At 72.2% G+C, this 26618-nt stretch carries 24 protein-coding genes; 9 read left to right on the top strand and 15 right to left on the bottom strand.

Features of this window, described 5'->3' with window-relative positions:
• Nucleotides 1-17: 17 nt before the first annotated feature.
• The 6 genes from ACIPK3_RS15425 to ACIPK3_RS15400 all read right to left on the bottom strand — a co-directional run bounded on the left by ACIPK3_RS15425 (nt 18) and on the right by ACIPK3_RS15400 (nt 7470).
• The gene (locus ACIPK3_RS15425; RefSeq protein ID WP_402569854.1) at nt 18-1481 is read right to left on the bottom strand and encodes an aldehyde dehydrogenase family protein; all 1464 of its coding nucleotides are present in this window, start codon (nt 1479-1481) and stop codon (nt 18-20) included.
• Entirely contained in the window at nt 1478-3208 is a 1731-nt protein-coding gene (locus ACIPK3_RS15420; protein ID WP_402569852.1) for an amidohydrolase family protein, read from the bottom strand. The genes ACIPK3_RS15425 and ACIPK3_RS15420 overlap by 4 nt, the downstream gene beginning before the upstream one ends.
• Before the next feature lie 27 nt (nt 3209-3235).
• Nucleotides 3236-4354, bottom strand: a complete 1119-nt coding sequence (locus ACIPK3_RS15415; protein ID WP_402569851.1) for an LLM class flavin-dependent oxidoreductase — start codon at nt 4352-4354, stop codon at nt 3236-3238.
• 123 nt (nt 4355-4477) lie between these two features.
• Nucleotides 4478-5248 (bottom strand): SDR family NAD(P)-dependent oxidoreductase, encoded by a 771-nt coding sequence (locus ACIPK3_RS15410; RefSeq protein WP_402569849.1) that lies wholly within the window; start codon nt 5246-5248, stop codon nt 4478-4480.
• Nucleotides 5249-5257: 9 nt separating this feature from the next.
• Complete coding sequence (locus ACIPK3_RS15405) at nt 5258-6214, bottom strand: LLM class F420-dependent oxidoreductase (protein WP_402569847.1); 957 nt, start codon at nt 6212-6214, stop codon at nt 5258-5260.
• Nucleotides 6211-7470 (bottom strand): amidohydrolase family protein, encoded by a 1260-nt coding sequence (locus ACIPK3_RS15400; RefSeq protein ID WP_402569845.1) that lies wholly within the window; start codon nt 7468-7470, stop codon nt 6211-6213. The genes ACIPK3_RS15405 and ACIPK3_RS15400 overlap by 4 nt, the downstream gene beginning before the upstream one ends.
• Before the next feature lie 209 nt (nt 7471-7679).
• Here ACIPK3_RS15400 and ACIPK3_RS15395 point away from each other — a divergent pair, with 209 nt between their 5' ends.
• Nucleotides 7680-10637, top strand: a complete 2958-nt coding sequence (locus tag ACIPK3_RS15395; protein WP_402569843.1) for an AfsR/SARP family transcriptional regulator — start codon at nt 7680-7682, stop codon at nt 10635-10637.
• A 177-nt stretch (nt 10638-10814) separates the two neighbouring features.
• Complete coding sequence (locus ACIPK3_RS15390) at nt 10815-11051, top strand: hypothetical protein (protein ID WP_402569842.1); 237 nt, start codon at nt 10815-10817, stop codon at nt 11049-11051.
• A gap of 193 nt (nt 11052-11244) precedes the next feature.
• Here ACIPK3_RS15390 and ACIPK3_RS15385 read toward each other — a convergent pair whose 3' ends face one another.
• Complete coding sequence (locus tag ACIPK3_RS15385) at nt 11245-12834, bottom strand: FadD3 family acyl-CoA ligase (RefSeq protein WP_402570202.1); 1590 nt, start codon at nt 12832-12834, stop codon at nt 11245-11247.
• Nucleotides 12835-12942: 108 nt separating this feature from the next.
• Here ACIPK3_RS15385 and ACIPK3_RS15380 point away from each other — a divergent pair, with 108 nt between their 5' ends.
• From ACIPK3_RS15380 to ACIPK3_RS15370, 3 genes are read left to right on the top strand one after another with little or no spacing between them, the layout of a single operon-like run.
• Entirely contained in the window at nt 12943-14097 is a 1155-nt protein-coding gene (locus ACIPK3_RS15380) for a lipid-transfer protein (RefSeq protein ID WP_402569840.1), read from the top strand.
• 6 nt (nt 14098-14103) lie between these two features.
• Nucleotides 14104-14523 carry a Zn-ribbon domain-containing OB-fold protein gene (locus ACIPK3_RS15375; RefSeq protein WP_402569839.1) on the top strand — a complete coding sequence of 140 codons (420 nt, stop codon included), beginning with the start codon at nt 14104-14106 and terminating at the stop codon, nt 14521-14523.
• Nucleotides 14520-15293, top strand: a complete 774-nt coding sequence (locus ACIPK3_RS15370; protein ID WP_402569838.1) for an enoyl-CoA hydratase/isomerase family protein — start codon at nt 14520-14522, stop codon at nt 15291-15293. Before ACIPK3_RS15375 ends, ACIPK3_RS15370 begins: the two co-directional genes overlap by 4 nt.
• A gap of 18 nt (nt 15294-15311) precedes the next feature.
• On the opposite strand, the gene ACIPK3_RS15365 is transcribed toward ACIPK3_RS15370, so the two are convergent.
• The 3 genes from ACIPK3_RS15365 to ACIPK3_RS15355 all read right to left on the bottom strand — a co-directional run bounded on the left by ACIPK3_RS15365 (nt 15312) and on the right by ACIPK3_RS15355 (nt 19274).
• Nucleotides 15312-15875 carry a hypothetical protein gene (locus ACIPK3_RS15365; RefSeq protein WP_402569836.1) on the bottom strand — a complete coding sequence of 188 codons (564 nt, stop codon included), beginning with the start codon at nt 15873-15875 and terminating at the stop codon, nt 15312-15314.
• Nucleotides 15876-15985: 110 nt separating this feature from the next.
• Complete coding sequence (locus tag ACIPK3_RS15360; RefSeq protein WP_402569834.1) at nt 15986-18328, bottom strand: PQQ-binding-like beta-propeller repeat protein; 2343 nt, start codon at nt 18326-18328, stop codon at nt 15986-15988.
• 211 nt (nt 18329-18539) lie between these two features.
• A complete protein-coding gene (locus ACIPK3_RS15355; RefSeq protein ID WP_402569832.1) occupies nt 18540-19274 on the bottom strand; it encodes a VOC family protein in 735 nt (244 codons plus the stop codon).
• 134 nt (nt 19275-19408) lie between these two features.
• Here ACIPK3_RS15355 and ACIPK3_RS15350 point away from each other — a divergent pair, with 134 nt between their 5' ends.
• Nucleotides 19409-20044, top strand: coding sequence for a TetR family transcriptional regulator (locus ACIPK3_RS15350; protein WP_402570200.1), 636 nt, complete (start codon nt 19409-19411; stop codon nt 20042-20044).
• An 86-nt stretch (nt 20045-20130) separates the two neighbouring features.
• Here ACIPK3_RS15350 and ACIPK3_RS15345 read toward each other — a convergent pair whose 3' ends face one another.
• Entirely contained in the window at nt 20131-20583 is a 453-nt protein-coding gene (locus tag ACIPK3_RS15345; RefSeq protein ID WP_402569830.1) for an Lrp/AsnC family transcriptional regulator, read from the bottom strand.
• 82 nt (nt 20584-20665) lie between these two features.
• On the opposite strand from ACIPK3_RS15345, the gene ACIPK3_RS15340 reads away from it, so the two are divergent.
• Nucleotides 20666-21289: a LysE family translocator gene (locus ACIPK3_RS15340; RefSeq protein ID WP_402569828.1), complete on the top strand. Its 624-nt coding sequence runs from the start codon at nt 20666-20668 to the stop codon at nt 21287-21289.
• Nucleotides 21290-21324: 35 nt separating this feature from the next.
• Here ACIPK3_RS15340 and ACIPK3_RS15335 read toward each other — a convergent pair whose 3' ends face one another.
• Together ACIPK3_RS15335 and ACIPK3_RS15330 are read right to left on the bottom strand one after the other, a co-directional pair.
• A complete protein-coding gene (locus ACIPK3_RS15335; protein ID WP_402569826.1) occupies nt 21325-21810 on the bottom strand; it encodes a nitroreductase family deazaflavin-dependent oxidoreductase in 486 nt (161 codons plus the stop codon).
• Nucleotides 21810-23012, bottom strand: coding sequence for an acyl-CoA dehydrogenase family protein (locus tag ACIPK3_RS15330; RefSeq protein WP_402569824.1), 1203 nt, complete (start codon nt 23010-23012; stop codon nt 21810-21812). Before ACIPK3_RS15330 ends, ACIPK3_RS15335 begins: the two co-directional genes overlap by 1 nt.
• A gap of 127 nt (nt 23013-23139) precedes the next feature.
• Here ACIPK3_RS15330 and ACIPK3_RS15325 point away from each other — a divergent pair, with 127 nt between their 5' ends.
• A complete protein-coding gene (locus ACIPK3_RS15325; RefSeq protein ID WP_402570198.1) occupies nt 23140-24312 on the top strand; it encodes a thiolase C-terminal domain-containing protein in 1173 nt (390 codons plus the stop codon).
• Between the two features lie 53 nt (nt 24313-24365).
• Nucleotides 24366-25034, top strand: coding sequence for a pyridoxal 5'-phosphate synthase (locus tag ACIPK3_RS15320; RefSeq protein WP_402569823.1), 669 nt, complete (start codon nt 24366-24368; stop codon nt 25032-25034).
• 48 nt (nt 25035-25082) lie between these two features.
• On the opposite strand, the gene ACIPK3_RS15315 is transcribed toward ACIPK3_RS15320, so the two are convergent.
• Together ACIPK3_RS15315 and ACIPK3_RS15310 are read right to left on the bottom strand one after the other, a co-directional pair.
• Nucleotides 25083-25952: a GNAT family N-acetyltransferase gene (locus ACIPK3_RS15315; protein ID WP_402569821.1), complete on the bottom strand. Its 870-nt coding sequence runs from the start codon at nt 25950-25952 to the stop codon at nt 25083-25085.
• Between the two features lie 46 nt (nt 25953-25998).
• Nucleotides 25999-26595 carry a GNAT family N-acetyltransferase gene (locus ACIPK3_RS15310; RefSeq protein ID WP_402569819.1) on the bottom strand — a complete coding sequence of 199 codons (597 nt, stop codon included), beginning with the start codon at nt 26593-26595 and terminating at the stop codon, nt 25999-26001.
• Between the last annotated feature and the right edge of the window lie 23 nt (nt 26596-26618).

Below are 26618 nucleotides of genomic sequence, written 5' to 3'. Positions count from 1 at the left end.
CCGAGAGACCGGCCCCCTCACCCCGGCCAGACGATCGCCTGCACCTCGCTGTAGGCGTGCAGGGCGTACACGCCCACGTCCCGGCCCACCCCGCTCTTCTTGAAGCCGCCGAAAGGCGCCTCCATGTTGCGGCCGACGGTGTTCACCCCGACCCCGCCCGCCCGCAGCCGACGGGCCACCCGGAAGGCTCGGGCCACGTCGCCCGACCAGACGTAGTCGATCAGGCCGTAGTCGGAGTCGTTGGCGAGGGCGATGCCCTCGTCCTCGTCGTCGAAGGGGATCACGCACACCACCGGGCCGAAGATCTCCTCACGGGCGGCCCTCATGTCGTTGGCACAGTCCGCGAGCAGCGTCGGCGCGACATAGAACCCCCGGTCGAGGGAGGGCCGTGCACCGCCGGTGACCACGGTCGCGCCCTCCTTGCGGGCGAGTTCGACGTACGACTCCACGCGGTCGCGGTGGGCGGCCGAGATCACCGGGCCCACGACCGTGTCCGGCTCCCGGGGGTCGCCCACCTTCAACCCGCGTGCATAGGCGGCGAGTTGCTGGACCAGTCGGTCGTACACGCCCCGCTGGGCCAGCACCCGAGTGGGTGCCGTGCAGATCTGCCCGCTGTAGAAGGAGAACGTCGTCCCGATCCCGGACACCGCCGAGCCGAGGTCGGCGTCGTCGAGGACGACGGCCGCACCTTTGCCGCCCAGCTCCATCAACTGCCGTTTCATGGAACGTCCGCACACCTCGGCGATGCGCTGCCCGACCGCGGTGGAACCGGTGAAGCTCACCATGTCGACGTCCGGGGAGGCGACGGCCTCCTCGCCGACCTCCACCGCACGGCCGGAGACCACGTTCACCACTCCGGGCGGGACACCGGCCGCCTCCAGCGCCTCCGCCATCCGGTACACGGACAGCGGGTCCTGCGGCGCGGGCTTCACCACCACCGTGTTGCCCATCGCCAGCGCCGGGGCGACCTTCCCGGCCGCGTTGGCCCACGGGTTGTTGTACGAGGTGACGCAGGTGACGACGCCGACGGGCTGGCGGACGGCCAGCGCGCCCATCACCCCCGCCCTGCCCATCGGTCCGGCCTCGTTGATCTGGGGTGCGACGGCCCACTCGGCCGGTTCGACGCGCGCGTAGCGCCGGAAGCGGGCCGCGGCCACGCCCACCTGCATCGCGCGTGCCGTGCCCGTCGTGGCGCCGCTCTCCGCCCGGGCCAGTTCGGCGTACGGCACCAGGTTGCCGCGGATGAGGTCCGCGGCCCGGCCGAGGACGGCCGCCCGCTCCTCGGCCGGTGTGCGGGACCACGGGCCGAAGGCCTCCCGGGCGGCGGCGCAGGCCGCGCGGACCTGCTGCGGCGAGGCCTCCGGCGCGAGGCCGACGGTCTCCTCGGTCGCCGGGTCCACCACGGCGTAGTGGCCGCGCTCGGGCTCCACCCAGGCGCCGCCGACGAACAGCCGCCCGCCCGACGGTTCGGGCGGGCTCACCGTGTGCTCACCGTCCTCGTGTCCCGTCCGGAGCGCAGCACCCTGCCGGGCACGGCCCCGCTCACCACGTCGTCGCGGATCGCCTCGACGCCGTTGACCCACACGGCCCGGATCCCGATCGCCCGGGAGTCGAGACGCGGGCTGTCGCCCGGCAGGTCGTGCACCAGGGTGGCCTGGCCGGCGTCGATCCGGTCCGGGTCGAAGAGGACCAGGTCGGCATACCAGCCCTCCCGGACCCGGCCGCGCTCGCGCAGCCCGAAGAGCCGCGCCGGATCGTCGGTCAGCATCTTCACCGCCTGCTCCACGCCCACCAGCTTCCGGCCGCGCAGACAGTCCCCGATGAAGCGGGTGGTGTACGGCGCCCCGCACATCCGGTCCAGGTGCGCGCCCGCGTCCGAGCCGCCCAGCATGACGTCCTCGTGCTGCCAGGTCTCCGCCCGCAGCGCCCAGGACGCCGGGTCGTTGTCGGTGGGCATCGGCCACAGCACCGTACGCAGGTCGTCGGCCGCGCAGATCTCCACCAGGCAGGCGAAGGGGTCCAGTCCCCGTTCCCCGGCGATGTCGCGGACCACCCGGCCGGTCAGCCCGGCGTTGGCGTCGCTGTAGGTGTCGCCGATGACGTACCGGCCGAAGTCGGCGAGCCGCCGGAAGACGCCCGCCTCCTTCGACCGGGCCCGGCGCAGCAGTTCCGCGCGCACGTCCGGGTCGCGGAGCTTCGCGATGCGCTCGGGGACGGGGAGCCCCAGGACGGGGCCCCAGCCGGGGATCAGGTTCAGGGCGCAGAAGGTGCCGAGGGACATGTTCATCGGCGTGAGGATCGGCATGGTGAGCGCGACGATCCGGCCGCCCGCCTTCCGTGCCCGCTCGCTCGCCGTCAACTGTCTGGGCACCCGCTCCGGAACCGCCGCGTCGACCGTGAGGACGTTCCAGTTCAGGGGGCGTCCGGCGGCCGCGCTCAGTTCCACGAGGAGATCGATCTCGGCGTCGCTGAACTGGTCCAGGCAGCCCGCCACGATCGCCTCGATCTGGGTGCCCTCGTGTTCCCCGACGGCCTTGGCCAGGGCCAGCAGTTCGGCGGACCGCGCGTGCCGGGAGGCCACCGGCTGCCCGTCGCCGTCCGAGTGGGTGCTGGACTGGGTGGTGGAGAAGCCCCACGCGCCCGCGTCCATCGCCTCGTGGAACAGCCGCAGCATCTCGGCGAGTTGCCCGGGCGTGGGCTGTCCGCCGACCGCGTCCGGACCCATCACGTACCGTCGCAGCGCGCAGTGGCCCACCATGAAGCCCGCGTTGACGGCGATGCGGCCCTCCAGGGCGTCCAGGTACTCGCCGAAGCCGTGCCAGCTCCAGGGCGTCCCCTCCTCCAGCGCGACCAGGGACATGCCCTCCACCCTGGACATCATCCGTCGGGTGTAGTCGGCGTCCTCGGGGCGGGCCGGGTTGAGGGGCGCGAGGGTGAACCCGCAGTTCCCGGCCGCGACGGTCGTCACCCCGTGGTTGAGGGAGGGCGTCGCGTACGGGTCCCAGAAGAGCTGGGCGTCGTAGTGGGTGTGCGGGTCGACGAACCCGGGGGCGAGGATCAGGCCGGTGGCGTCCTCGCTGGTCCGGGACTCCTCGGTGACCGTGCCGACGACGGCGATGCGGCCGTCGCGCATGCCGACGTCGGCGGTGACGGCGGGCGCGCCGGTGCCGTCGACCACGGTCGCGCCCCTGATGACGTGATCAAGCATGAGGGCTCCCCTTCTCGGCTCCGGCGGTCACGCACCCGCCCGGAACCGTGAAGTCCGGTGCACGGGATCCGTGTCTATTTTCGGGATGACGTGCTCCCCGATGAGCCGGATGGTCTGGAGCGTCTCCTCCTTGGGCACCCCCACCGGCAGTCCGAAGCTCAGCTGGTCGGCCCCGGCCTGCTCCCACCGCTTGCACTGGCGGAGCACCTCGTCCGGGTCGCCGCAGATCAGGAGTTCCTCCTCGATGAGCAGCTCGACGAACTCCGGCGTGTACTCGGGCAGCGTCTCCGGCCAGACCGGGAATCCCTCGGGGCGCGGGAAGGTGTCGTGGTAGCGGAAGACCAGCGAGGGCAGGTAGTGCAGCTCGCCGCGGACCGCGATGTCGATCGCCTCGGCGTGCGTCGGCGCGCAGATCGCCGTGGTCGTGACCATCACGTTGTCGTTCACGAAGTCGCCGACGGGCTTCGCGTTCACGATGGCGGTCTTGTACTGCTCCAGCACCCACTCCATGTCGGAGACCTTCTGGATGCTGAACCCGAGCACGCCGAGTCCCTTGCTCGCCGCCATGGCGTACGACGACGGGGACCCGGCCGCGTACCACATCGCCGGGTGGGACTTGCCGTACGGCTTGGGCAGGATCTTCCTGGGCGGGAGCTGCCAGTGCTTGCCCTGGAAGCCGGCGTACTCGTCCTGGAGCCACATCTTGGGGAACTCGGCGATGGTCTCTTCCCAGAGTTCCTTGGTGTGGTTCATGTCCGTGATACCCGGCAGGAAGCCGAGGATCTCGTGGCTGCCCGCGCCCCGGCCGCTGCCGAACTCGAAGCGGTTGCCGGAGAGGTGGTCGAGCATGGCGACCTTCTCGGCGACCTTCACCGGGTGGTTGACCGGCGCGAGGGGGTTGAAGATTCCGGAGCCGAGGTGGATCCGCTCCGTGGCGTGGGCCAGGTAGCCGAGGAAGACGTCGTTGGCGGAGAGGTGCGAGTACTCGTCCAGGAAGTGGTGCTCGGACGCCCAGGCGTACTTGAAACCGGACTTGTCGCCCTGGATGACGTACTCGGTCTCCTCCATCAGCGCCTTGTGCTCGGCGAGCGGGTCGCTCTCGGCGCGCTTGCCCACGTATCCCTGTACAAAGAGCCCGAATTCCAAGGCGGATCACCGTCCCTGTTCGATCTCGGCTTCCGTTTCTGACACTCCGTCAGATTGCTGGCTAGCGCCTGACTGTGGCACCGCGGGGATGCACCGTCAATAGCTGATGGCCAGTCAGGTACGTCAGATCACCTGCACGCCCGCCAGCCAGCCGCCGTCGATCACGAACGGCTGGCCGGTGATGTAGGAGGAGTCGTCCGAGGTGAGGAAGAGAGCCAGCTTGGCCACCTCCTCCGGGCGGCCGATCCGGCCGAGCGGGACCAGCTTGCGGTACAGCTCGTCCAGGGCCCGGGTCATCTCCTCGGGATCCGCGGCCGGGTCGAGCCGGGCCGGATTGGACATCGGGGTGTCGATGGCGCCCGGGCAGATCGCGTTGACCCGGATCCGGCGGCCGGCCAGCTCCAGCGCCGCGACCCTGGTGAGCCCGAGGACCGCGTGCTTGGTCGCCGCGTAGGTTCCCACGGCCGCCATCCCGGTCAGCGCGGTGTACGAGGCGGTGTTCACGATCGTCCCCCCGTCGGCCAGTTCGGGGGCGACGGTCCGTATCCCGAGGAAGCAGCCGACCTGGTTGACCTGCACGACCTGCATGAACTCGTCGAGGGGGGTGTCCACGAGGGAGTTGAACCGCAGGATGCCCGCGTTGTTGACGAGCCCGTCGACGCGGCCGTACGCCTTCTTCACGGCCGCGACGGCACCCTGCCAGTCGGCCTCGCTGCGCACGTCGAGGTGGACGTAGAGCGCGCCGATCTCCTTGGCCAGCTTCTCGCCCTGGTCGTCCAGCACGTCGGCGACGACGACCCGGGCGCCCTCACCGGTGAACAGCCGCGCCTCCTGCTCCCCCTGGCCGCGCGCCGAACCGGTGATGATCACGACACGTCCGTCCAGCTTGCCCATGCCCACTCCTCAGCGCTGAAGTACGGGGGCGATCTCCGCCCCGAACGTGGATATCTGGTCGATGAGTTCGGCACGGTCACGACAGCGGAACCGCACCTGGATCTGGTGAACGCCCATGTCCCGGTAGGCGCGCAGCGACTCGGCGAGGGCCTCCGGGGCGCCGGTGAGGGTACGGCGGCCGGTGTCCCAGGCGGGCGTGCCGACGTAGAGGGGTTCGGTGATGGCGCCGACGGTGAACGGCGCCTCGATGCCCGACCGTTCCCTCAACTCCCGGATGCGGCCGATCTGGGCGGGCAGCCGGTCCCGCGGATCGCCCTGCGGCAGCCACCCGTCGCCCTTGAGCGCGGCTCGGCGCACGGCGGCGGGCGAGGATCCGCCCACCCAGAGGGGGACCCGGCCCTGGGCGGGCCGGGGCCGCTGCCCGAGCCCCTCGAAGTCGTACAGCTTGCCGTGGTGCTCGGGGAACTCGTCGGGTCCGAGCGCGGCGCGCAGCGCGTCGATCTGCTCGTCCAGCACGGCCCCCCGGTGCCGGAAGTCCGCGCCGAGGGCGGCGAACTCCTCCGCCACGTGTCCGGCGCCGACCCCGAGGATCAGGCGGCCGCCGGAGAGGTGGTCGAGTGTGGCGTACTGCTTGGCGGTGAGCAGCGGGTGCCGCAGCCCGACGACGGCGACATGGCTGAGCAGCCGGATCCGTTCGGTGACGGCGGCGAGGTGGGCCAGGGTGGCGACGGGGTCGTACCAGACCGTGCTCATGGCGGCGGCGAGGCGGCGCGGGATGGCGACGTGGTCGCAGCAGGCGAGGTAGCCGAACCCGGCGCGGTCGGCGGCGCGGGCGATCCCGACCAGGTCGGCGGGACCGGCGGAGGCCTCCCAGGGCTCCGTGTAGAGGGTGCTCTGGGACTGGACGGGGAGCTGGATGCCGTAGGAGAAGGCCTCCTCGGCCGTCTCGTTCACCTTGTCGGTCACCTCGGCCCCCTCCACAGTCCGTCGTCGGTGAGGCCGAGGAGGTCGATGGCGTTGCGCCGTACGATCCGTTCGACGACGTCGGGGGCCAGGTGACCCATCTGGGCCTCGCCGACCTCCTTCGACTTCGGCCAGGTCGAGTCGGAGTGCGGGTAGTCGGTCTCGTACAGGACGTTCCCGGCGCCGATGGAGTCGAGGTTGCGCAACCCGAAGGCGTCGTCGAAGAAGCAGCCGTAGACGTGCTCGGCGAAGAGCTCGGACGGCGGCCGGGTGACCTTGTCGGCGACCCCGCCCCAGGCCCGGTTCTCCTCCCACACCACGTCGGCGCGTTCGAGGATGTACGGGATCCAGCCGATCTGCCCCTCGGCGTACATCACCCTGAGGTTGGGGAAGCGCTCGAACTTGCCGCTCATCAGCCAGTCCACCATCGAGAAGCAGCAGTTCGCGAAGGTGATGGTGGAGCCGACGGCGGGCGGCGCGTCGGCCGAGGTGGAGGGCATCCGGCTGCTGGAGCCGATGTGCATGGCCACGACGGTGCCGGTCTCGTCGCACGCGGCGAGGAACGGATCCCATTCGTCGGTGTGTACGGAGGGCAGCCCGAGGTGCGGGGGGATCTCGGAGAAGGCGACCGCGCGCACCCCGCGGGCGGCGTTGCGGCGGACCTCGGCGGCGGCGAGCGTGGCGTCCCACAGGGGGATGAGGGTGAGGGGTATGAGCCGGCCGTGCGCCTGCGGCCCGCACCATTCCTCCACCATCCAGTCGTTGTAGGCCTGCACGCACAGCAGGGCCAGTTCGCGGTCCTTCGCCTCGGTGAAGGTCTGGCCGCAGAAGCGGGGGAAGGTCGGGAAGCACAGGGCGGACTGGACGTGGTTGACGTCCATGTCGGCCAGGCGCTGCGGGACGTCGTGGGAGCCGGGGCGCATCTGCTCGTAGGTGATGACCTCCAGCCGGATCTCGTCCCTGCTGCAGCCGACGGCGGTGTCGAGGCGGGTGAGCGGCCGGTGCAGGTCCTCGTAGACCCACCAGTCGCCGATCGGTCCGTCGTCGCCCTGTCTGCCCATGACCGGCGCGAACCGGCCGCCGAGGAAGGTCATTTCCTTCAGCGGGGCGCGGACGATGCGCGGTCCGGTGTTCCGGTACCTGGTGGGGAGCCGGTCCTGCCAGACGTGCGGGGGCTCGACGGTGTGGTCGTCGACGGAGATGATCCGCGGCAGTTCGGTGCGGGTGTCCGAGGCGTCCTGGGTGTCCTGGGTGTCCATGGCGCTCACCGTAGCGCCGATCTGACGACCCGTCAGCTATGCCGTGGGCGGCGATGATGACAGGGTCTGTGTGCGACCGTGCGGAGAGCCTGTGAGGGCCTTGTGTGCCCCGCAGCCGCCGGCCTGTGATCGGCGTCTCGCACGGCTGACGCATCTGCCATGAACAAGGCAAACTGACGGAGTGGTTCGGGATGTCTAGGGAGACGGGCATGGACGGTGTACCGCGCGTACCGGAGCAGCGGCGCCCCGACTCCGCACAGGAGTCGGCGGCGCTGCGCTTCAGCGTGCTCGGCCCGGTGCGCGCCTGGCGCGGCGAGGAGCCGCTCAACACCGGCTCCCCCCAGCAGCGGGCGCTGCTCGCCGCCCTGCTGCTGCGCGAGGGCAGGACGGCGACCGCGGCCGAGCTGATCGACGCCCTGTGGGGCCCCGAACCGCCGTCGCAGGCACTGGCGGCGGTGCGGACCTACGCGTCCCGGCTGCGGAAGGTCCTCGACCCGGGGGTCCTGGTGAGCGAGTCCGGCGGCTACGCGGTGCGGGGGCTGCGGGACGGCGCGCTCGACCTCACCGCGGCACAGGAACTGGCGGCCGGCGCGGAGAAGGCGCGCGGCGCCGGGGACCTGGGCCGGGCCCGGGACGTGCTCAACGAGGCGCTCGCGGTGTGGGACGGCGAGCCGCTGGCCGGAGTGCCCGGGCCGTACGCCGACGCCCAGCGGGTCCGTCTGGAGGAGTGGCGGCTGCAACTCCTGGAGTCCCGCCTGGACATGGACCTGGAGCAGGGCTGCCACGCCGAGTCGGTCTCGGAACTGACGGCCCTGACCGCGGCCCACCCGCTGCGCGAACGCCTGCGGGAACTGCTGATGCTGGCCCTGTACCGCAGCGGCCGCCAGGCGGAGGCCCTCGCGGTCTACGCCGACACCCGCCGTCTGCTCGCCGAGGAACTCGGCGTGGACCCGCGCCCCGGGCTGCGCGAGCTCCAGCAGCGGATCCTCCAGGCGGACCCTGCGCTCGCCGCCCCGGCCGCCCCGGCGGCCGAGCCCGCGCAGGTCCCGGTGCGCCCGGCGCAACTCCCCGCGACCGTTACCGACTTCACGGGACGCTCCGCCTTCGTCACCGAGCTGAGCGAGGTGCTGGCGTCGGCGTCCGAGGCGGAGGGCAGGGTGATGGCGGTGTCGGCGGTGGCCGGCATCGGAGGCGTGGGCAAGACGACACTCGCGGTCCATGTCGCCCACCGGGCGCGCACCGCCTTCCCGGACGGCCAGTTGTACGTCGACCTCCAGGGCGCGGGCCCCCGGGCGGCCGAGCCGGAGACGGTCCTCGGGTCCTTCCTGCGCGCCCTGGGCACGCCCGAGTCGGCCATCCCCGACTCCCTCGAGGAGCGGGCGGCGCTGTACCGCTCGGTGCTGGACGGACGGCGGGTGCTGGTCCTGCTGGACAACGCCCGGGACGCCGCCCAGATACGGCCGTTGCTGCCCGGCATGGAGGGCTGCGCGGCCCTGGTCACCTCCCGGGTCCGGATGCTGGACCTGGCCGGGGCCCACCTGGTGGACCTGGACGTGATGTCCCCCGACGAGGCACTGGACCTGTTCACCAAGATCGTGGGCGAGGAACGGGTGGGCTCGGAACGCGAGGCCGCCCTGGACGTGGTCGCCGCGTGCGGTTTCCTGCCCCTGGCGATCCGTATCGCCGCGTCCCGGCTGGCCGCCCGGCGGACCTGGACCGTCTCGGTACTGGCGGCGAAGCTGGCCGACGAGCGCCGGCGCCTGGACGAACTCCAGGCCGGCGACCTGGCGGTCAAGGCGACCTTCGAACTCGGCTACGGCGCGCTGGAGCCCGCCCAGGCGAGGGCGTTCCGTCTGCTGGGCCTGGCCGACGGCCCTGACGTCTCACTGGCGGCGGCCGCCGCCGTACTGGACCTTCCGGTCGACGACACGGAGGACCTGCTGGAGTCCCTCGTGGACACCTCCCTGCTGGAGTCGGCGGCCCCCGGCCGCTACCGCTTCCACGACCTGGTCCGGCTCTACGCGCGTGCGTGCGCGGAACGCGACGAGCGGCCGGCGGGGGAACGCGACGCGGCGATGTCGCGCTTGCTGGACTTCTATCTGGCGACGGCGGCCGGCGTGTACGCGATCGAACGCCCCGGGGACCGGCTGGTGGACCATCTGGAGGCGACACGTCATCCGGGTCTGACGTTCTCCGACTCCAAGGCCGCGGTCGACTGGCTGCACACGGAAGGGGACTGCCTCCTGGCCAGTGTGCGCCAGAGCGCGGGGCAGGGGATGCTGAGGCGGGCCGTCGATCTGCTCTGGGTCGCCAAGGACCTGACGGAGTCGGGCGCGAACTCGTACCGGTACGAGGCGACCGCCGTGGCGGTGCGGGACATGGCCCACGAGGTGGGCGACGACCGGGCCGAGGGCCGGGCACGCACCGCGCTGACCAACGCGCTGCTCGTCTCGGACAAGTTCAACCAGGCCGACGAGGAGGCGCGCCTGGCCACTCTGCTGGCGCGCGCCGCGGGCGACCTCGCGCCCTGCTGCTGGGCCCCCAACGATCGCGGCATCATCGCCCTCTACCAGGGACGCAACGACGACGGCGAGAAGCATCTCCAGGAGGCGATCACCAACTACCGCGCCGACGGGAACCTCCCGGGCGAGGCCAGCGCACTGTGCAACCTGTCCCGCATCCATGTGAAACTGGGGCGGCTGACCAGCGCGGTCGAACTGGCCCGGCGGGGGCTGGCCATCTACGACCAGCTCGGGCTGACCATCCGGGTCGCCAACGCACGACTGGCCCTCGGTATCGCGCTCAGCGCGCTGGGCCGGGCGTCCGAGGCTCTTGACCAACTGCGGGAGGCCCTGCGGCTGTTCCAGGAGAACCGGCAGCGGCTCTGGGAGGGCACGGCCAACTTCCGTATCGCCGAGGCCCACTTGGTCGGTGGTGAGCATGCTCTCGCGGCCCGCCACGCCGAACAGGCCCTGGCGCTTCAGGTCATCGGCGGTGACTGGATGCGGGCCAACGTACTGACGACGCTGGGCCGGGCGCTCAGCCAGCTCGGCCAGACCGACCGGGCGAAGGCGTGCTGGCGCGAAGCCCTCAGCATCCACGAGCAGTTCGGCGCGGCCGAGGCCGAACAGGTCAAGGCGCTGCTGCGCCCGATCGCCGCCGCCTGACCTGGGGGCTCACGGCATTCATCGTTTGTTTATCCCCGTTCGGCATCCTGGTTGTCGCCGGTCCGTCGTGTCGGGGGGCAGACGGAGCGGCGCTGGGCTGCACCGCTAGGGTGAACGGCCTTGTAACCGTCCGGCAGCCCTCGGGGGATGGCTGCCGGACGGGACGACCATCCTTCTATGACGCTCGACAGAAAGTTGCCGACGATGAGCGACACCTCGCAGACGAACGAGTTCACCACGCAGGAGAACCACGCCGGCACCCCGGGCAACGGCGCCACGGCCAAGCCCCTGGAGAACCACGCGGGCAGCGTCACGGCGGGCGAGGACATCAAGCCGCTCGAGAACCACGCGGGCTCTGTCCCGAAGGACCTCCTGAAGACCATGGAGAACCACGCGGGTTCCGAGAAGGCCTGACAAGGCCTGAGGACGTCACCCGACGTCGGGGGACACGGGATCGGGTGACACGGGGGGCACGGGGGCACGGGGGCCACGGGGGCACTGGGGTCACGGGGCACGGGGCCACGGGGCACGGGGGTCGAGGGAGACGGGGGAAACGGGGGAACGGCCGCGGCGGCGCGGAGGGGGTGCCGCCGCGGCCGTATGTGTGTCACCCGGGTCGGCGTCGCCGCAGCTCCCCCTTCACCACCTTCCCGCTCGCGTTCCTCGGTAGTTCCGTCACGAACTCCACCGCTCTCGGGACCTTGTAGTTGGCCATCTCCCGGCGGGACCAGGCGATCAGGTCGTCGCCGGTGAGGGCCGTGTCCGGCCGTCGTACGACGAACGCCTTGCCCACCTCGCCCAGGCGGGCGTCCGGGACACCGATCACCGCCGCGTCCGCCACGTCGGGGTGGAGGGTGAGGAGTTGCTCTATCTCGGCCGGGTACGCGTTGAAGCCGCCGACTATGAACATGTCCTTGATGCGGTCCGTGATGCGGAGGTTGCCCGACTCGTCCAGCACTCCCACGTCGCCGGTGCGCAGCCAGCCGTCCTCCGTCATCGTCTCGGCCGTCGCCGCCTCGTCCTCGTAGTAGCCGCGCATGACGTTGAAGCCCCGGACCAGCACCTCCCCGGGGGTGCCTGCGGGAGCCTCGACCCGTACCTCGGTACCGGGGATCGCCCGTCCCGAGGTGGAGGCGATCACCGTGGGGGCGTCCTCCCTGCGGCACATGGTCACGATGCCGCTCGCCTCCGAGAGGCCGTACGCGGTCAGGACGGTGTCCACGCCCAGCTCGCCGCGCAGCCGTTCCACCAGCCGCAGCGGCACCACCGCCGCGCCCGTCACCACCAGCCGCAGCGCGGACAGGTCGTGGGCGTCGCGAGCCGGGTGGTCGAGGAGCTGCTGGTGGAGGGTGGGCGGGCCGGGGAGGACCGACACGCGTTCCGCCGCTATGTTCGCCAGCGCCGTCGCCACGTTGAACACCGGTTGCGGGATCATCGTCGCGCCCCGCGTCAGGCAGGCGATCACCCCGGCCTTGTAGCCGAAGGTGTGGAAGAAGGGGTTGACGATCAGATAGCGGTCGGCAGCGCGCAGGCCCGCCAGGTCCGCCCAGATGTCGTACGCCCGCAGGGTCTGGCCGTGCGTGATCATCGCACCCTTGGGGCGGCCCGTCGTGCCCGAGGTGAAGATGATGTCCGAGAGGGATTCCCGGGTCAGTTCGGCCTCCCGGCGCCGCACCTCCGCCGCCCCCGTGCCCTCTCCCTCCGCCAGGAAGTCCTTCCAGGTGCGGAAGTCGGCCGGGGCGTCGTCCGAGAGGACCACCACCCGCTCCAGCGCGGGCAGGCCCGGCAGGGGGCCGCTGCCCGGCCCCTCCCCCGCCGCCCGGCGCAGGGAGGCCACGTACGACGTGCCGAGGAAGGTGCCCGTGACGAACAGGAGCCGGGCTCCGCTGCGGCGCAGCACGTCGGCCGCCTCGGCGCCCTTGAAGCGGGTGTTCAGCGGGACCAGGACCGCGCCCGCCGAGACCGCGCCGAGTGCGGAGACGATCCAGTCGAGGGAGTTGGGGGCCCAGACGGCCACCCGGTCGCCGGTTTCCAGGCCGCTCGCCAAGCAGGCGGCCGCCGCGCGTTCCACCCGGGCGCCGAGTTCCGCGTACGAGATCCTCGTACGGCCGTCGACCACCGCCTCGGCGTCCGCGTACCGCTGCGCCGCCGACCGGACCAGGGCCGGAATGCTGGCCCACTCCACGTCTGCGCGTATCTCCACGACCCACCAGCCTTCCCGAAACACATAGCTGACTGCCCGTCAGATTAGCTGTAGCCTGACGGACTGTCAGCACGTGGCATTCCTCGTGGAGGTGTGTGCGGCATGGTCGGTTCAGGGCTCAAGGACGCCACCGCCGTCGTCGGCATCGGACAGACCGCCTTCGCCAAGCGGCTGCCGGAGGACGAGCGCGCCCTGGCCTGCCGTGCCGTGCTCGCGGCGCTCGACGACGCCGGGATCGACCCGGGCGAGGTCGACGCCCTGGCCTCCTACACGATGGAGGAGACGGACGAGGTCGAGCTGGCCAAGTCGGTCGGGTTCGGGGACCTCACCTTCTTCAGCAAGGTCGGGTACGGCGGCGGCGGGTCCTGTGCCACCGTCACGCATCTCGCCGCCGCCATCGCGAGCGGGCAGGCCACCGTGGGGGTCGCCTGGCGGTCGCGGAAGCGGGGCAGCGGGCCGCGGCCGTGGACCAACACCGCCGTGCAGCTGCGCACCCCGGGGCAGTGGACCCGGCCCTTCGGGCTGCTCCGGCCCGCCGACGAGATAGCCATGCTGGCGCGCCGGTACATGCACGAGTACGGCGCGACCAGGGACCACCTCTTCAACGTCGCCCTCGCCTGCCGGAACCGGGCCAACCAGAACCCGGACGCGATCATGTACGACCGGCCGCTGACCCGCGAGATGTACATGACCTCCCGGTGGATCAGCGAGCCCCTCTGTCTCTACGACAACTGCTTGGAGACGGACGGGGCGTTGGCCTGTGTGGTGGTGTCGAGCGAGCGGGCGCGGGACTGCCGGCGGCCGCCCGTGTACATCCACTCCGCCGCCCAGGGACTGCCCGCCCAGCACCACGGCATGGTCAACTACTGGAACGACGACCCCCTCACCGGACCCGCCTGGACCGCCGCACGCCATCTGTGGAAGCACTCCGACTTCACCCCGCAGGACGTGGACGTCGCCCAGATCTACGACGCGTTCACCCCGCTCATCCCGCTTTCGCTGGAGGGGTACGGCTTCTGCGACCGGGGCGAGGGCGGGGCGTTCACCGAGGGAGGCGCCCTGGAGATCGGCGGGCGGCTGCCCCTCAACACGGGGGGCGGCGGACTCTCCGAGGCCTATGTGCACGGCTTCAACCTCATCAACGAGGGCGTGAAGCAACTGCGCGGGACCAGCACCGCCCAGGTCCCGGGCGCCGCCACCTGCCTGGTCACGGCGGGTGAGGGGGTTCCCACTTCCGCTCTGCTGCTGAGGAGTTGAGTCCTGGTGCTGTCTCCCGTCACCGACACCGACGGTGCTCCCTTCTGGGAGTACACGGCCCGGGGTGAGTTGCGTGTGCAGGCATGCGGCGAGTGCGGTGAGCCCCGCTTCCCGCCGCGTCCCTGCTGCCCGCACTGCCGGTCCTTCACGTGCGAATGGCGGCCCACCGCGGGGCGGGGGCGGATCTGGTCGTACGTCCGGCCCCATCCGCCGCTGCTGCCCGACTACGCCGCGCAGGCGCCGTACCACGTGATCCTCGTCGAGCTCGACGAACTGCCCCGGATCCGGCTCGTCGGCAATCTGGTCGGTGCCCCTGGGGCGGCGCTGAACTCCGTCACGGAGAGCCGGGTGCGGATCGGGGCGCGGGTGCGGATGGTGCCGGATCCGGGCACCGGGCTCCCCCAGTGGATCCTGGAGCGGCCGTGAGTGTGCGGGTCGCCGCCGACAAGGAGACCGGGGTCGCCGTCGTCACCCTCGACCGGCCCGCGCGGCTCAACGCCATCGATCTGCCGATGGCCGCCGAACTCAGGCGCACCTGGCGGGCGTTGCGGTACGACGACTCGGTGCGGGCGGTCGTGCTCACGGGAGCGGGGGAGAAGGCGTTCAGCACCGGACTCGACCGGGACGCCGTGGTGCCGCAGCCGTCGTCGCCGTACATGCAGGACGATCCACTGCTCACCATCGGGCCGAAGGCCAACGACCTGTGGAAGCCCGTCGTCGCCGCCGTGTCCGGGATGGCCTGCGGGGGCGCCTTCTATCTGCTCGGGGAGGCCGAGTTCGTGGTGGCCGACACCACCGCCTGCTTCTTCGACCCGCACACGACGTACGGCATGGTGAGCGCCTACGAGTCGGTGCTGATGGCCCAGCGCATGCCGTACGGGGAGGTCGCCCGGATGGTGCTGATGGGCAACTCCGAACGGATCGGGGCCGAGCGGGCCCACGCCATCGGGCTGGTGTCGGAACTCACCGAGCCGGGCGGTGCGTTGGCGGCGGCGGTGCGCTGCGCGACCGTGATCGCCGGACAGCCGGCCGAGGCGGTGCAGGGCACGGTGCGTGCCCTGTGGACGACCCGGGAGTCGGCGCGGGAGCGTGGGTTCGCGCAGGCGCCGTATCTGATAGCGCTCGGCAACCTGTCCGGCGAGCGCCAGGCCGCGCTGTTCACCGCCCGGCGGCCCGGCGGACATCGCACCCGGTGAGGGTGCCGTGTACGCCCGTCAGCCGGAGGCCACCGCGACCGGCTCCAGGTCGCACCGGGCCACCCGGGCGGCACGGTCGGCGCCCTGTACTTCCAACTGCACCGTCGCCCTGCCGTTCGCGGGCACCACGGCCTCCTCCGACGCGGAGGCGACCTCGGCGCCCCGGGCGTCGTCGAAGGTGATGGTGACGTCGAAGCGGGTCGCGGTGCCGTTGGGGTTGGTGACCTCGACGGTCGCGTACGGCTTCTTCGGTGTCGCGCAGCTCAGCAGCTTTGCGGTTCCGTCCGCAAAGGCCGGCGCGCTCGTGCCGCCGCCACTGCTGCCGCTGCCGTAGTCGTCGGTGTCGTCGTACGGATCCCGGTAGGAGCCGGAACCGCCGCCGGAACCGCCGTGGTCGTCGTCCTTGTACGCCCCGCCGCCGGACGACGACGCGTCGTGGTCCTGGCCGGAGCTGCTGCAACCGCCGCCCCCGCCGCCGGAATGGCCGTGTCCGTGGCCGCGTCCCGACGTGAAACCGGTCAGCGAGAGAACCACCAGCGCCGACACCGCCGTGAATTTGAGCGTTCGCCCCCGTGATCGCATGCCTTCACCCTACCGAGTGATTGTCGCGATCACGTCACCGTCGGACGACCGCCGCGCACGAAGCCGATCCCGTGTCCGCGGCCCGGTCCGAACGGTCCGGACGACAGGCCCTACGTCGTGCGCGCGGTGCCGGTGCCCTTCTCCGCGTCCAGGGCATAGACGCAACGGTCCTTGCTGCACGCGTACACGACCCCGTCCTTCACCACGGGCGAGCCGGTGATCTCGCCGCCGGTGGCGAGCTTCCAGCGGAGCCGGCCGTCGTCGGCCTTGAGGGTGTACAGCAGGTGGTCGGTGGAGCCGAAGTGGATGCGGCCCTCGGCGACCGCCGGGGCGCCCACGATGTCGCCGCCGGACTGGAAGCGCCACTTGGGGGTGCCGGTGACCGCGTCCAGGGTGTAGAGCCCCTTGCCGCTGCCGACGTGCACGTGACCGGCGGCCACCAGAACCGGATCGATGGAGGCACGGGCCTCGGTGGCGATGCGCCAGCGGTCGCGGCCGTCGGCGGCGTCGAGGGCGTACACCGTGCCGAGGTAGTCGGCGAGGTAGATTCCGCCGCCGGTCACGGCGGGGCCGGGCACGAAGGTGGGCGGGCTGAGGAAGACCGCGGGGGCCTCGAAGTGCCAGCGGATCATGCCGTTCGCCACGTCGATGGCCAGGACCCGGCTGCCGGCCGAGATGTAGACCTGGCCGTCGGGGGCGGGGGTGAGCCGGACGGGGACTCCGCCGCAGGACGCCGCGTCGCCGATCGGGTAGGACCAGCGCTCCTCGCCGGTGCGTGCCTCCAGGGCGCGCAGCCGCGCGTCCTGCCAGACGTAGACGGTGCCGTCGTGGACGGCGGGCCCGGCCTCGGGGGACTCGAAGTCGCTCTGGCAGCCGGTGATCTCCCACAGCTTCTGGCCGCTGGACGCCTCCCAGGCCTGGACGCCGCCGCCGCGGGTGCCGGTGACGACCGTGCCCCGGTCGGCGTGCAGGGAGTACACCCAGGCGTCGGTGTTCAGCCGCCACAGGTCGTCGCCCTCGCGGGCCTCCAGCGCGAAGAGGGTGGGGCCGTCGGAGGCGTGGATACGGCCGTCGGCGACCGCCATCGACCAGGCGACGTCCCGGGTCTTGAAGCGGCGGCGGCCGGTGGCCACGTCGAGGGCGTGCACCTCGAAGGAGGTGACGTAGACGAGGTCGCCGTCGACGGCCGGGGTGCCCCAGACGTCGTTGGACATGCGGAAGCGCCAGGGGCGCCAGCCGGACGCGGCCTCCGAGGGCGCGGGCGGGGCGGCCGGTACGGCGGGATCGGCGCCGCCGACGCCGGGGCGCGGGCGGGACCAGCTGGCGACGAGTCCGGCCTCGGGCGGGGGTGCCTTCACGGCGGCGGCTCTGGCGTCGGCGACCCGGGGACCGGGGCCGATGGGCACCTTGGCACCGGCCAGCTGGACGGGGCCGCCGTCGGGCGCGCCGACCGGCAGCGGCGGGACCGGGACCATCGGGTCGTGGGCGGGCGGCGGCGGCACACCGGGGCCGCGGCCGCCGCTGCGCGGTCCGGCGGGCGCGGGCTTGGCCGAGGGGCGGCCGCCGCGGCGGTTCTCGATCAGCGCGACCGCCTTCTCGGGCAGCCACGCGGAGGCCGTACCGCTGTCGTCGGAGCCGGAGCCGAACAGATGCGGGGCGAGCTGGGCCTGGAGGTCGGCGGGGTTGGGCCGGCCGACGGCCTCCATCTGCATGCAGGACTCGATGAGCGGGCGCAGCTCGTCCGGGAGTCCCGCCAGGTCGGGGCCTTCGCGCAGCAGCATGAAGACGGTTTCCACGGGGTTGGCGCCGTGGAAGGGCGGGTGTCCGGTGGCGGCGAAGACCAGCATGGAGCCGAGCGAGAAGACATCGCTGGCGCCGGTGACACTGCGGGAGTCCTTGGCCTGTTCGGGGGACATGTAGGCGGGGGTGCCGACGGCCACGTTGGTCATGGTCAAACGGGTGTTCGAAACGCCGGACGCGATGCCGAAGTCGATGACGCGGGGGCCGTCCTCGACGACGAGCACATTGGACGGCTTGAGGTCCCGGTGGACGAGTCCGGCGCCGTGGATGGACTGGAGGGCCTCCGCCACGCCCGCGGCCAGCCAGCGCACCGCCGGAGCCGGGAGCGGGCCGCACTCGTTCACTATCTCTTCGAGGGAGGGTGCGGGAACGTACGCGGTGGCCAGCCACGGCACGGCGGCACGCGGGTCCGCGTCGACCACCGCGGCCGTGTAGAAGCCGGACACGGCGCGGGCCGCCTCCACCTCACGGGTGAAGCGCACACGGAAGAGCTGGTCCTCGGCGAGCTCCGTACGGACCGTCTTGATCGCCACGCGCCGGCCGGACGCCGAGCGCGCCAGATAGACCAGCCCCATGCCGCCGGCCCCCAGCCGCCCCAGCACCTCGAACGGTCCGATGCGCCGCGGATCGTGCTGTGTCAGCTGATCCACCACTTGCCTGCCACCTCCCCGTACGGGTCACGTCACCCACATATGTACGCGACCCCGTGCAGCGTCTCACCACCGCACCGCCATGGCGGCACGCACCCTGATTCTTCCTGGCCCGGGCACAGGTTGCGAACCCGGTGATTAATCGGGGTGTCTCGTGATAAGCGAGACATTTTGGCATGGCGCCGCCGATTTCAGTGCCGCAATCAGGGCCCCGTCACCGCTGCATCAGCGCGAACGAAGCCCCCTGATTGTCGGTGACGACGGCCACCGTGCCGTACGACGTCTCGAATGGTGGAGCCTGCACCCGGCCGCCCAGCCGCCGGACCGTGTCCGTCGCGGCCTCGATGTCCGCCACCTGGAAGTGGACCAGGAAGTGGGGTGGCATCTCGGCCGGGAACACGTCGGAGACGAGCGCGCGCCCGAAGTCGGGCTCGGGCCCGGTGCCGAACAGGGCGTCATGGAAGAGGCGGCCGTAGAAGGCGTTGGCCGAGTCGGTGTCCCGGATGTAGAGCTGGGCCCAGCCGAAGGTGCCCGGCTCGTGCCGGGCACCGAAGCCCTCGTGTCCGGCCTCCGCCTGCCACAGCCCGAACACGGCGCCCTCGGGGTCGGAGACCAGGGCGGCCGTGCCCAGCCGGCCGATCGGCAGCGGCGCCAGCAGGACGTGCCCGCCGGCCGCGACGATCCGCCGGCACAGCGCCTCGGCGTCCGGCGTCGCGAAGTACACCGTCCAGACGGTGGGCATACGGCCGTCCGTCTTGTGCGCGAGCGCGGCGACCGGCGACTCGTCCTTGCGGGCCCACACGGAGGAGCCGAGGGGTCCGGACTCCGCGTCGAAGGTCCACCCGAAGAGCTCACCGTAGAACCGCTTGCCCGCTTCCACGTCGGGAAGCTGTGCGTCCACCCAGCACGGGACGCCCTCTCCGTACACCGATGCCCTGTTTTCGGCCATGCCGCCAAAGTAACCGCGCCACGCGCACCCCGCAGACCAGGCACACCACCCCTCACACCCCGGCGCACCCCATTTGCAGTCGGCCGAATCGCGCTCCCATCACCCCTCGGTAAGCTGACGGCATGACAGGACAAGTGCGTACCGTCGACGGCCGCGTGGCCGGCAGACGTGGGCAGGCGACCCGCCAGAAGCTGCTCGACTGCCTCAGCGAGATGCTCAGCTCGTCTCCCTACCGGGACGTCAAGGTCATCGATGTCGCCCGGAAGGCGGGCACTTCGCCCGCGACCTTCTACCAGTACTTCCCGGACGTCGAGGGTGCCGTCCTGGAGATCGCCGATCAAATGGCCGCCGAGGGCGCCGGGTTGACCGAGCTGCTCGATGGGCGGTCCTGGGTCGGCAAGGCGGGCTGGCAGACCGCACAGGAACTCGTCGACGGGTTCCTGGATTTCTGGCGCAGAAACGACGCGATCCTGCGGGTCGTGGACCTCGGGGCCGCCGAGGGCGACAAACGCTTCTACAAGCTCCGTATGAAGATCCTGAACTCGGTGAACAACTCCCTCACCGACTCGATCGCCGAACTCCAGTCGAAGGGCAGGGTCGACAAGGACGTGAACCCCGCCGCGGTGGCCGGCTCACTGGTCGCGATGCTCGCGTCGGTGGCCGGACACCAGAAGGGTTTCCAGACCTGGGGCGTAAAGCAGGCCGAACTCAAGCCGAACCTCGCGCTGTTGGTGCATCTCGGTGTGACCGGCAAGAAGCCGACCAAGTAGGCCGCACTCCCGGCACACCTCTTCTTCCGGCCCCAAGTCCTGTCACGCGGGCGGTGGTTCACCCAGGTGGACTTCCGCCCGCCGCGCTATGCGGGCAGCGGACGGTCCCGCACCACGTGCTTCATCACCAGCGTCGAGGTCAGCCGCTGCACCCCCGGCAGCGTCGCCAGCTTCTCGTCGTAGAGCCGCTGGAAGGCGGCGAGGTCGGCGGTGGCCACCCTGAGCAGATAGTCCGGCTCCCCGAACAGCCGCTGCGCGTCGAGGACCTGCTCCACGTCGCCCACCGCCCGCTCGAACTCGGCGACCGTGTCCCGGTCCTCCTGCCGCATGGACACGAAGACCAGCGCCTCGAAGTTCAACCCCAGCGCGGCCGGGTCCACCACCGCCCGGTACCCCTGGATGGCTCCGGCCCGCTCCAGCTCCCGCAGCCGCCGGTGGCACGGCGAGACGCTCAGCCGCACCCGCGCGGCCAGCTCGGTCACGGTCAGTCGCCCGTCCTGTTGAAGCTCGGCAAGAATTTTCTGGTCCACGTCGTCCATGAGAAAGATATTTGCTCAGAACAGGGAACTCTGGGCAAACTTCGGGAACACTTTCGGGCCATTCACGCCTAATGTCCCCGGTGTGAATACGGGAGCGCTGCTGTCCTTCCTGGCCCTGGACCTGCTGTTGGTGTGTGTGCCCGGCGCGGACTGGGCCTATGTCATCGCCGCGGGACTTCGCGGCCGCTCGGTGCTCGCCGCCGTCGCCGGGCTGGTCGCCGGTTACGCGCTGCACACGGCGCTGGCCGCGGCGGGCCTCGCCGTCCTGGTCGCGGGCTCACCCCGGCTGCTCACGGCGCTCACCGTGGCGGGGGCCGGCTATCTGGTCTGGCTGGGCTGGAGCGTGCTGCGCAGGCCCACGGCGCCCGGGGCGGCGCCGGACGCCCCGCGGGATCGCGGCTCCCGTGTCTTTCTGCGCGGTGCCACGATCAGCGGCCTGAACCCCAAGGGCCTGCTGCTCTACTTCTCGATCCTGCCGCAGTTCCTGACCCTCGGCGGCGGCCATCTGCCCGTGCCGGCCCAGACCGCCGCCCTCGGCCTGCTCCACATGGCCTGCTGCGCCGCCGTCTACCTGAGCGTCGGCGCCCTGTCCCGGGCCCTGCTGTCCGCCCGCCCCGCCGCCGCCCGCGCGGTGACCCGCACGTCAGGCGCGGCGATGCTCGGCATCGGCGCGTTCCTGCTGGTGGAACGGCTGGCGACCCTCTAGGGAGCCGGAGCCCTCAGCCTGGGGAGCCGGAGCCCTCAGCGTCGTACGAGCCGGAAGATCCGGATCTCCCGCTCGATGCGGTTCTGGTACGTCGCGTACGGCGGCCAGAACACCAGCAGCGCCTTCCAGGCCGCCGCCCGCTCCTCCCCGGTCAGCAGCGTGGCCGTGACCGGGAACTCCTCGCCCTTCCAGCTGATCGAGGCGTCGGGACGGGCCAGCAGGTTGTGACTCCAGGCGGGATGACCGGGGCGCCCGAAGTTGGACCCGACCAGCAGCCAGCCCCGGCCGCCGCCCTCCGGCATGCAGGCGAGCGGGGTACGGCGCGGCTGCCCGCTGCGGGCGCCGGTGGCCGTCAGGACGACCCCGGGCAGCAGTTGCGCGCTGAGCAGCACCCGGCCCCGGGTCGCCCGGTGCACGGCCCGGTCCAGGGCGGGGATCACATGGGGGGCGACCCTGGCGAAGGCCCTGGTGGAGGACACCTTCTGCACCAACCGCACACCGAAGTCCTTGACGCCGGCCATCAGACCGCCACCTCCCTGTCCGTGCGGGACCGCTCCTCGAAGAGCCGTGCCGTGTCGGCCGCGCGGGCGCGCAGCCGGTGCGCCGGGCCGAACAGCAGTTCGTCACCGGCGGCCCGCTTGAAGTACAGATGGGCCTCGTGCTCCCAGGTGAAGCCGATCCCGCCGTGCAGCTGGATCCCCTCGGCGGCGGCCGTCCGCAGCGCCTCCAGGGCCTGAGCGAGGGCGATGCCGCCCGCCCGCTCCTGATGCCCGGCCGCGGCCCAGGCCGCGTAGTAGGCGGCCGAGCGCGCCGCCTGCACCTGTACGTACACATCGGCCAGGCGGTGCTTCACCGCCTGGAAGGAGCCGATGAGCCGCCCGAACTGCTCCCGCTGCTTCACGTATTCGACGGTGCGTTCCAGCGCCCGGCCGGCGGCGCCGACGGCCTCGGCGGCGAGCACGGCGGCGACCGTGTCGCCCAGGGCGGAGAGGGCGGCGAGCGCATCGGAGTCGTCGGCTCCGAGCAACCGCGCTTCGACGTCGCGCAGTTGCACCCGCCCAAGGGGCCGGGTGGCGTCGAGTGCGGTCTGCCGGGTCCGGGTCAGCCCCGCCGCGTCCCCCGCCACCAGGAAGAGCCGGACGCGGGAGCGCGCGAAGCCGCCGGCGTGGGCGGCGACGAGGAGCAGTCCGGCGCTGTGCCCGTCGAGTACCTGCGTCACCTCCCCGTACAGCCGCCACCCGTCCCCGGCCGCTGTCGCCTGCACTCCTCCGGACCGGCCGCCGCCCGCCCACTGCCCGTCGTTGCCGCCGGTCAGGGTGAGGACGGCGGCGAGGGCGGTGCCGGGCACGGCGAGGGTGGCGGTGAGCGCGCCGGAGGCGAGGCGGGGCAGCAGGGCGGTGCGCTGGTCCTCGGTGCCGAGGGCCAGGATCAGCGGGGCGGCGAGCACGGAGGTGGCGAGCAGCGGGGTGGGCGCGAGCGCGCGGCCCGTCTCCTCGCAGGCGAGGGCGAGTTCGGTGGCCGAGCAGCCGATTCCGCCGTGGGCCTCGGGGAGGGCGAGTCCCGGCAGGCCCAGTTGTTCGGCGAGGGCGGTCCACAGGGCGGGGTCGTGTCCGGCCGGGGTGTCGAGGGCGGTACGGCGTTCCTCCGGGCCGCAGCGCTTGTGGAGCAGTTCGCGCAGGGTACGGCGGATCTCGTCCTGTTCGGCGGTGAGGCGCGTGTCCATGGCTCTTCCCTCCGGCCGGATCTGACGGAGCGTCATGTTAGGGCGGCGAGGGCGGGATGCCCAGAGGTTCGGCCCTGTCGTGGGACCTTGGATCTGATGTACCGTCAGATTCATGTCACCAGCGAGCATGGGGAGCAGCAACAGGAAAGTCGCCCTCGTGGGCGTGGCCCTCTCCGACTGCGGCCGGGTGGACGACGCCACCCCCTACGCCCTGCACGCCCAGGCGGCCCGCCGGGCTCTCGCGGACGCGGGCCTGGACCGCGCCGTCGTGGACGGGTTCGCGTCGGCGGGCCTCGGGACCCTGGCGCCCGTGGAGGTGGCCGAGTATCTGGGCCTGCGGCCCACCTGGGTCGACTCGACCTCGGTCGGCGGCTCCACCTGGGAGGTGATGGCGGCCCACGCGGCGGACGCGATAGCGGCCGGGCACGCGAACGCCGTACTGCTGGCGTACGGCTCGACGGCGCGGGCGGACATCCGGGCGGGCAGGCGCACCGGGAACCTGTCCTTCGGCGCCCGGGGACCGCTCCAGTTCGAGGTGCCGTACGGCCACACGCTCATCGCCAAGTACGCGATGGCGGCCCGGCGGCACATGATCGAGTACGGCACCCGGATCGAGCAGCTCGCCGAGGTGGCGGTGCAGGCCAGGGCGAACGCGGCACTGAACCCGGACGCGATGTTCCGCGACCCGGTCACGGTGGACGACGTCCTGTCCGGCCCGATGGTCGCGGACCCGTTCACCAAACTGCACTGCTGTCTGCGCTCCGACGGGGGCGCGGCGGTGCTGCTGGCGGCCGAGGAGTACGTACGGGACTGCCGTACGTCGCCGGTGTGGGTGCTCGGCACCGGTGAGCACGTCTCGCACGCGGCGATGTCCGAGTGGCCCGACTTCACGGTGTCCCCGGCGGCGGTGAGCGGACGGCTCGCCTTCGAGCGGGCCGGGGTGGGGCCCGCGGAGATGGACTTCGCCGAGATCTACGACGCGTTCACCTACATGACCCTGGTGACCCTGGAGGACCTGGGGTTCTGCGCGAAGGGCGAGGGCGGGGCGTTCGTGGAGAAGGGGCGGCTGCTGGTGCGGGGCGGGGAGCTGCCGGTGAACACGGACGGGGGCGGGCTGTCGGCTCAGCACCCCGGAATGCGGGGGCTGTTCCTGCTGGTGGAGGCGGTACGGCAGCTGCGCGGCGAGGCCGGTGAGCGCCAGGTGCGCGGGGCGGGCGGCGCGCCGCCGCGCCTCGGGGTGGCCTCGGGGACAGGCGGATGGTTCTGCTCCTCGGGGACCGTGGTGCTGGGCCGGGACTGAGGCCGACCCTGGAGCCGGGCCGGGAGCGAGGCACGGCCGGGGATACTCGCCGCATGGCAGCAACCGATCTCCATGAACTCCTGAGGTCACTGCGGGTGTGGGCACCCGGGGTCACCGAGCTACCCCCCTTCGACCCGGCGACGGCGCCCACGAGCCCGCTCCAGCTGTTCACGACGTGGTTCGCGGAGGCGGTGGCGGCGGGCCAGCCCGAGCCGCACACCATGTCGCTGGCGACGGCGGACGAGGACGGCAGCCCGGACGTGCGGATCGTGATGCTGCACGGCGCCGACGCGGACGGCTGGTCCTTCGCGACCCACGACGTCAGCCGCAAGGGCCGCCAGCTGGCCGCCCGACCGGAGGCGGCGCTCGTCTTCTACTGGCCGGCGCTGGGCCGCCAGGTCCGGGTCCGCGGCCCGGTCACCTCGGCGCCCTCCGCCGAGAGCCAGGCGGATCTCCACGCCCGTTCGACGGGGGCGCTGGCGGCGGCGCTCACCGGCCGCCAGAGCGAGCCGCTCGGATCACCGGAGGAGCTGCGGCAGGCCTCGGAGGCAGCCTGGGAGGCCGCCCGCCGTGATCCGGCGGCCCTCTCCCCCACCTGGACGCTCTACCGGCTACGGCCCCGGGAGGTGGAGTTCTTCCAGGGGGACGCCGAGCGCAGGCATGTGCGCCTGCTGTACCGGGGCGAGAGGGACGGCTGGCACCGGCAGCTGCTGTGGCCGTGAGCCGGGCTCAAGGACCCCTCAGTCCCCAGCCCCCACTCCCCCGTCCCCTCAGTCCCCGAACCCGTACACCGTGAAGTCGGTGACCTCCCGGTATCCGATGCGCTGGTAGAGCGCGTTGCTGGTCGGGTTGGCGAGGTCGGTGAACAGCAGCACCTCGGCCGCCCCGGCGGCCGTTGCGGCCCGGCTGACCTCGGCGGTCACGGCCCCCGCGTATCCGTTTCCGCGCAGGTGCGACGGGGTGTAGACGGGGGCGACCCGGATCTGCCCGGCGATCGGACGGGTCACGCCGGCCATGGAGACGGGTGTGCCGTCGAGGGTTTCCCAGAGGGTGACCCCGCCGTAGGAGATACGGGCGTCGGCCCACGGGCCGGGGTCGGCGTGGACACCGCCTCCGGTCACCTCGTTGAACTCCTTGAACCAGCGCATCAGCAGCTTCCGGTCGGCGGCGCCGACCGTCCTCGCCCGCCCCTCGGGCACCGGCTGCGGCACCGACAGCTCGCCCAGCCGGTAGAGCCGCTGATGCTCCCGGATCCGGGCGGCGCCGCCCGCCGCGCGCTGCCAGGCCTCGGCCACGGCGGCAGCGGTGGCGTCCTCGGCCGAGACCCCGGGGGCCGGATGCCCGAGCCGGAACAGCCCGGCCACGAGGGCGTCGGCCTCGTCGGCGGTGAGGGGGGTGACGTTGAGTACGTGCGGGGGCGTGTGGAACAGCGCCGCCCGGACATCGCCGCCGTCCCCGTCCGCCAGGAACCCGAACAGCGGGTCCTGATCGCCGAAGAGATGCGTCCCGCGCTCGCGCAGCGTGTCCGTCACCGTCAGCGGCACCGTGTGCAGGGCGGGCCGGGAGTGCAGGAACGCGCCCGCGTGGGCGAGGAATTCGTCCAGGTCGTGGGTGAACTGCCAGTCGTATGAAGGGGCCATGCCTCATGATCCGGTCCCCCGCACGCCCGGCGCGAGTGAATTCGGCTCACGCCGGTTCGGGGTCCGTGGCCAGCCGGGCGTGCAGATGCTCGTCCCGGAACACGTCGAACCGTCCCGACCCGAACATCGCGCCCCGCAGCGTCCCCTCGGCCGGGAACCCGCACTTCTGGGCGATCCGGCAGGACGCCGCGTGCCCGACGGCGTGCCCCAGCTCCAGCCGGTGCAGGTCGAGTTCCGTGAACGCCCAGCGGGAGACGAGGGCGAGCGCCCGGGTGGCGACCAGGCGGCCACGGGCCTCCGGCAGGACCCAGTAGCCGACGCGGCCGGAGCGGATCACACGGTCGATCGTGTTGAGGCCTATGTGTCCCAGGGCGGCGCCGCTGTCCGCGTCGCCGACGCGGAAATGGGCGCAGGTGCCCTCGGCCTCCTTCCGGGCGTAGTCGCGCATCGCCGTGCGGGCCGACTCGAAGTCGGCCACGGCCAGCAGCGGGGTGTTCCAGCGCAGGAACTCCGGGTCGGAGCGGCCGCGCAGCCAGTCCGCCACGTCGGCATCGCTGTCCGGGTCCCAGTGGCGCAGGCGCAGGCCTTCACCGTGCGGCTCGGGGAACCGGCGGGCATGGAGGGGTTCGCGATCGGCAGCCATGCCCCCCATTCAAGCCCAGGCCA

Source organism: Streptomyces sp. NPDC086787 (assembly GCF_044745865.1).
Lineage (GTDB): Bacteria > Actinomycetota > Actinomycetes > Streptomycetales > Streptomycetaceae > Streptomyces.
This window is presented reverse-complemented; position numbering and strand designations above follow the sequence as displayed.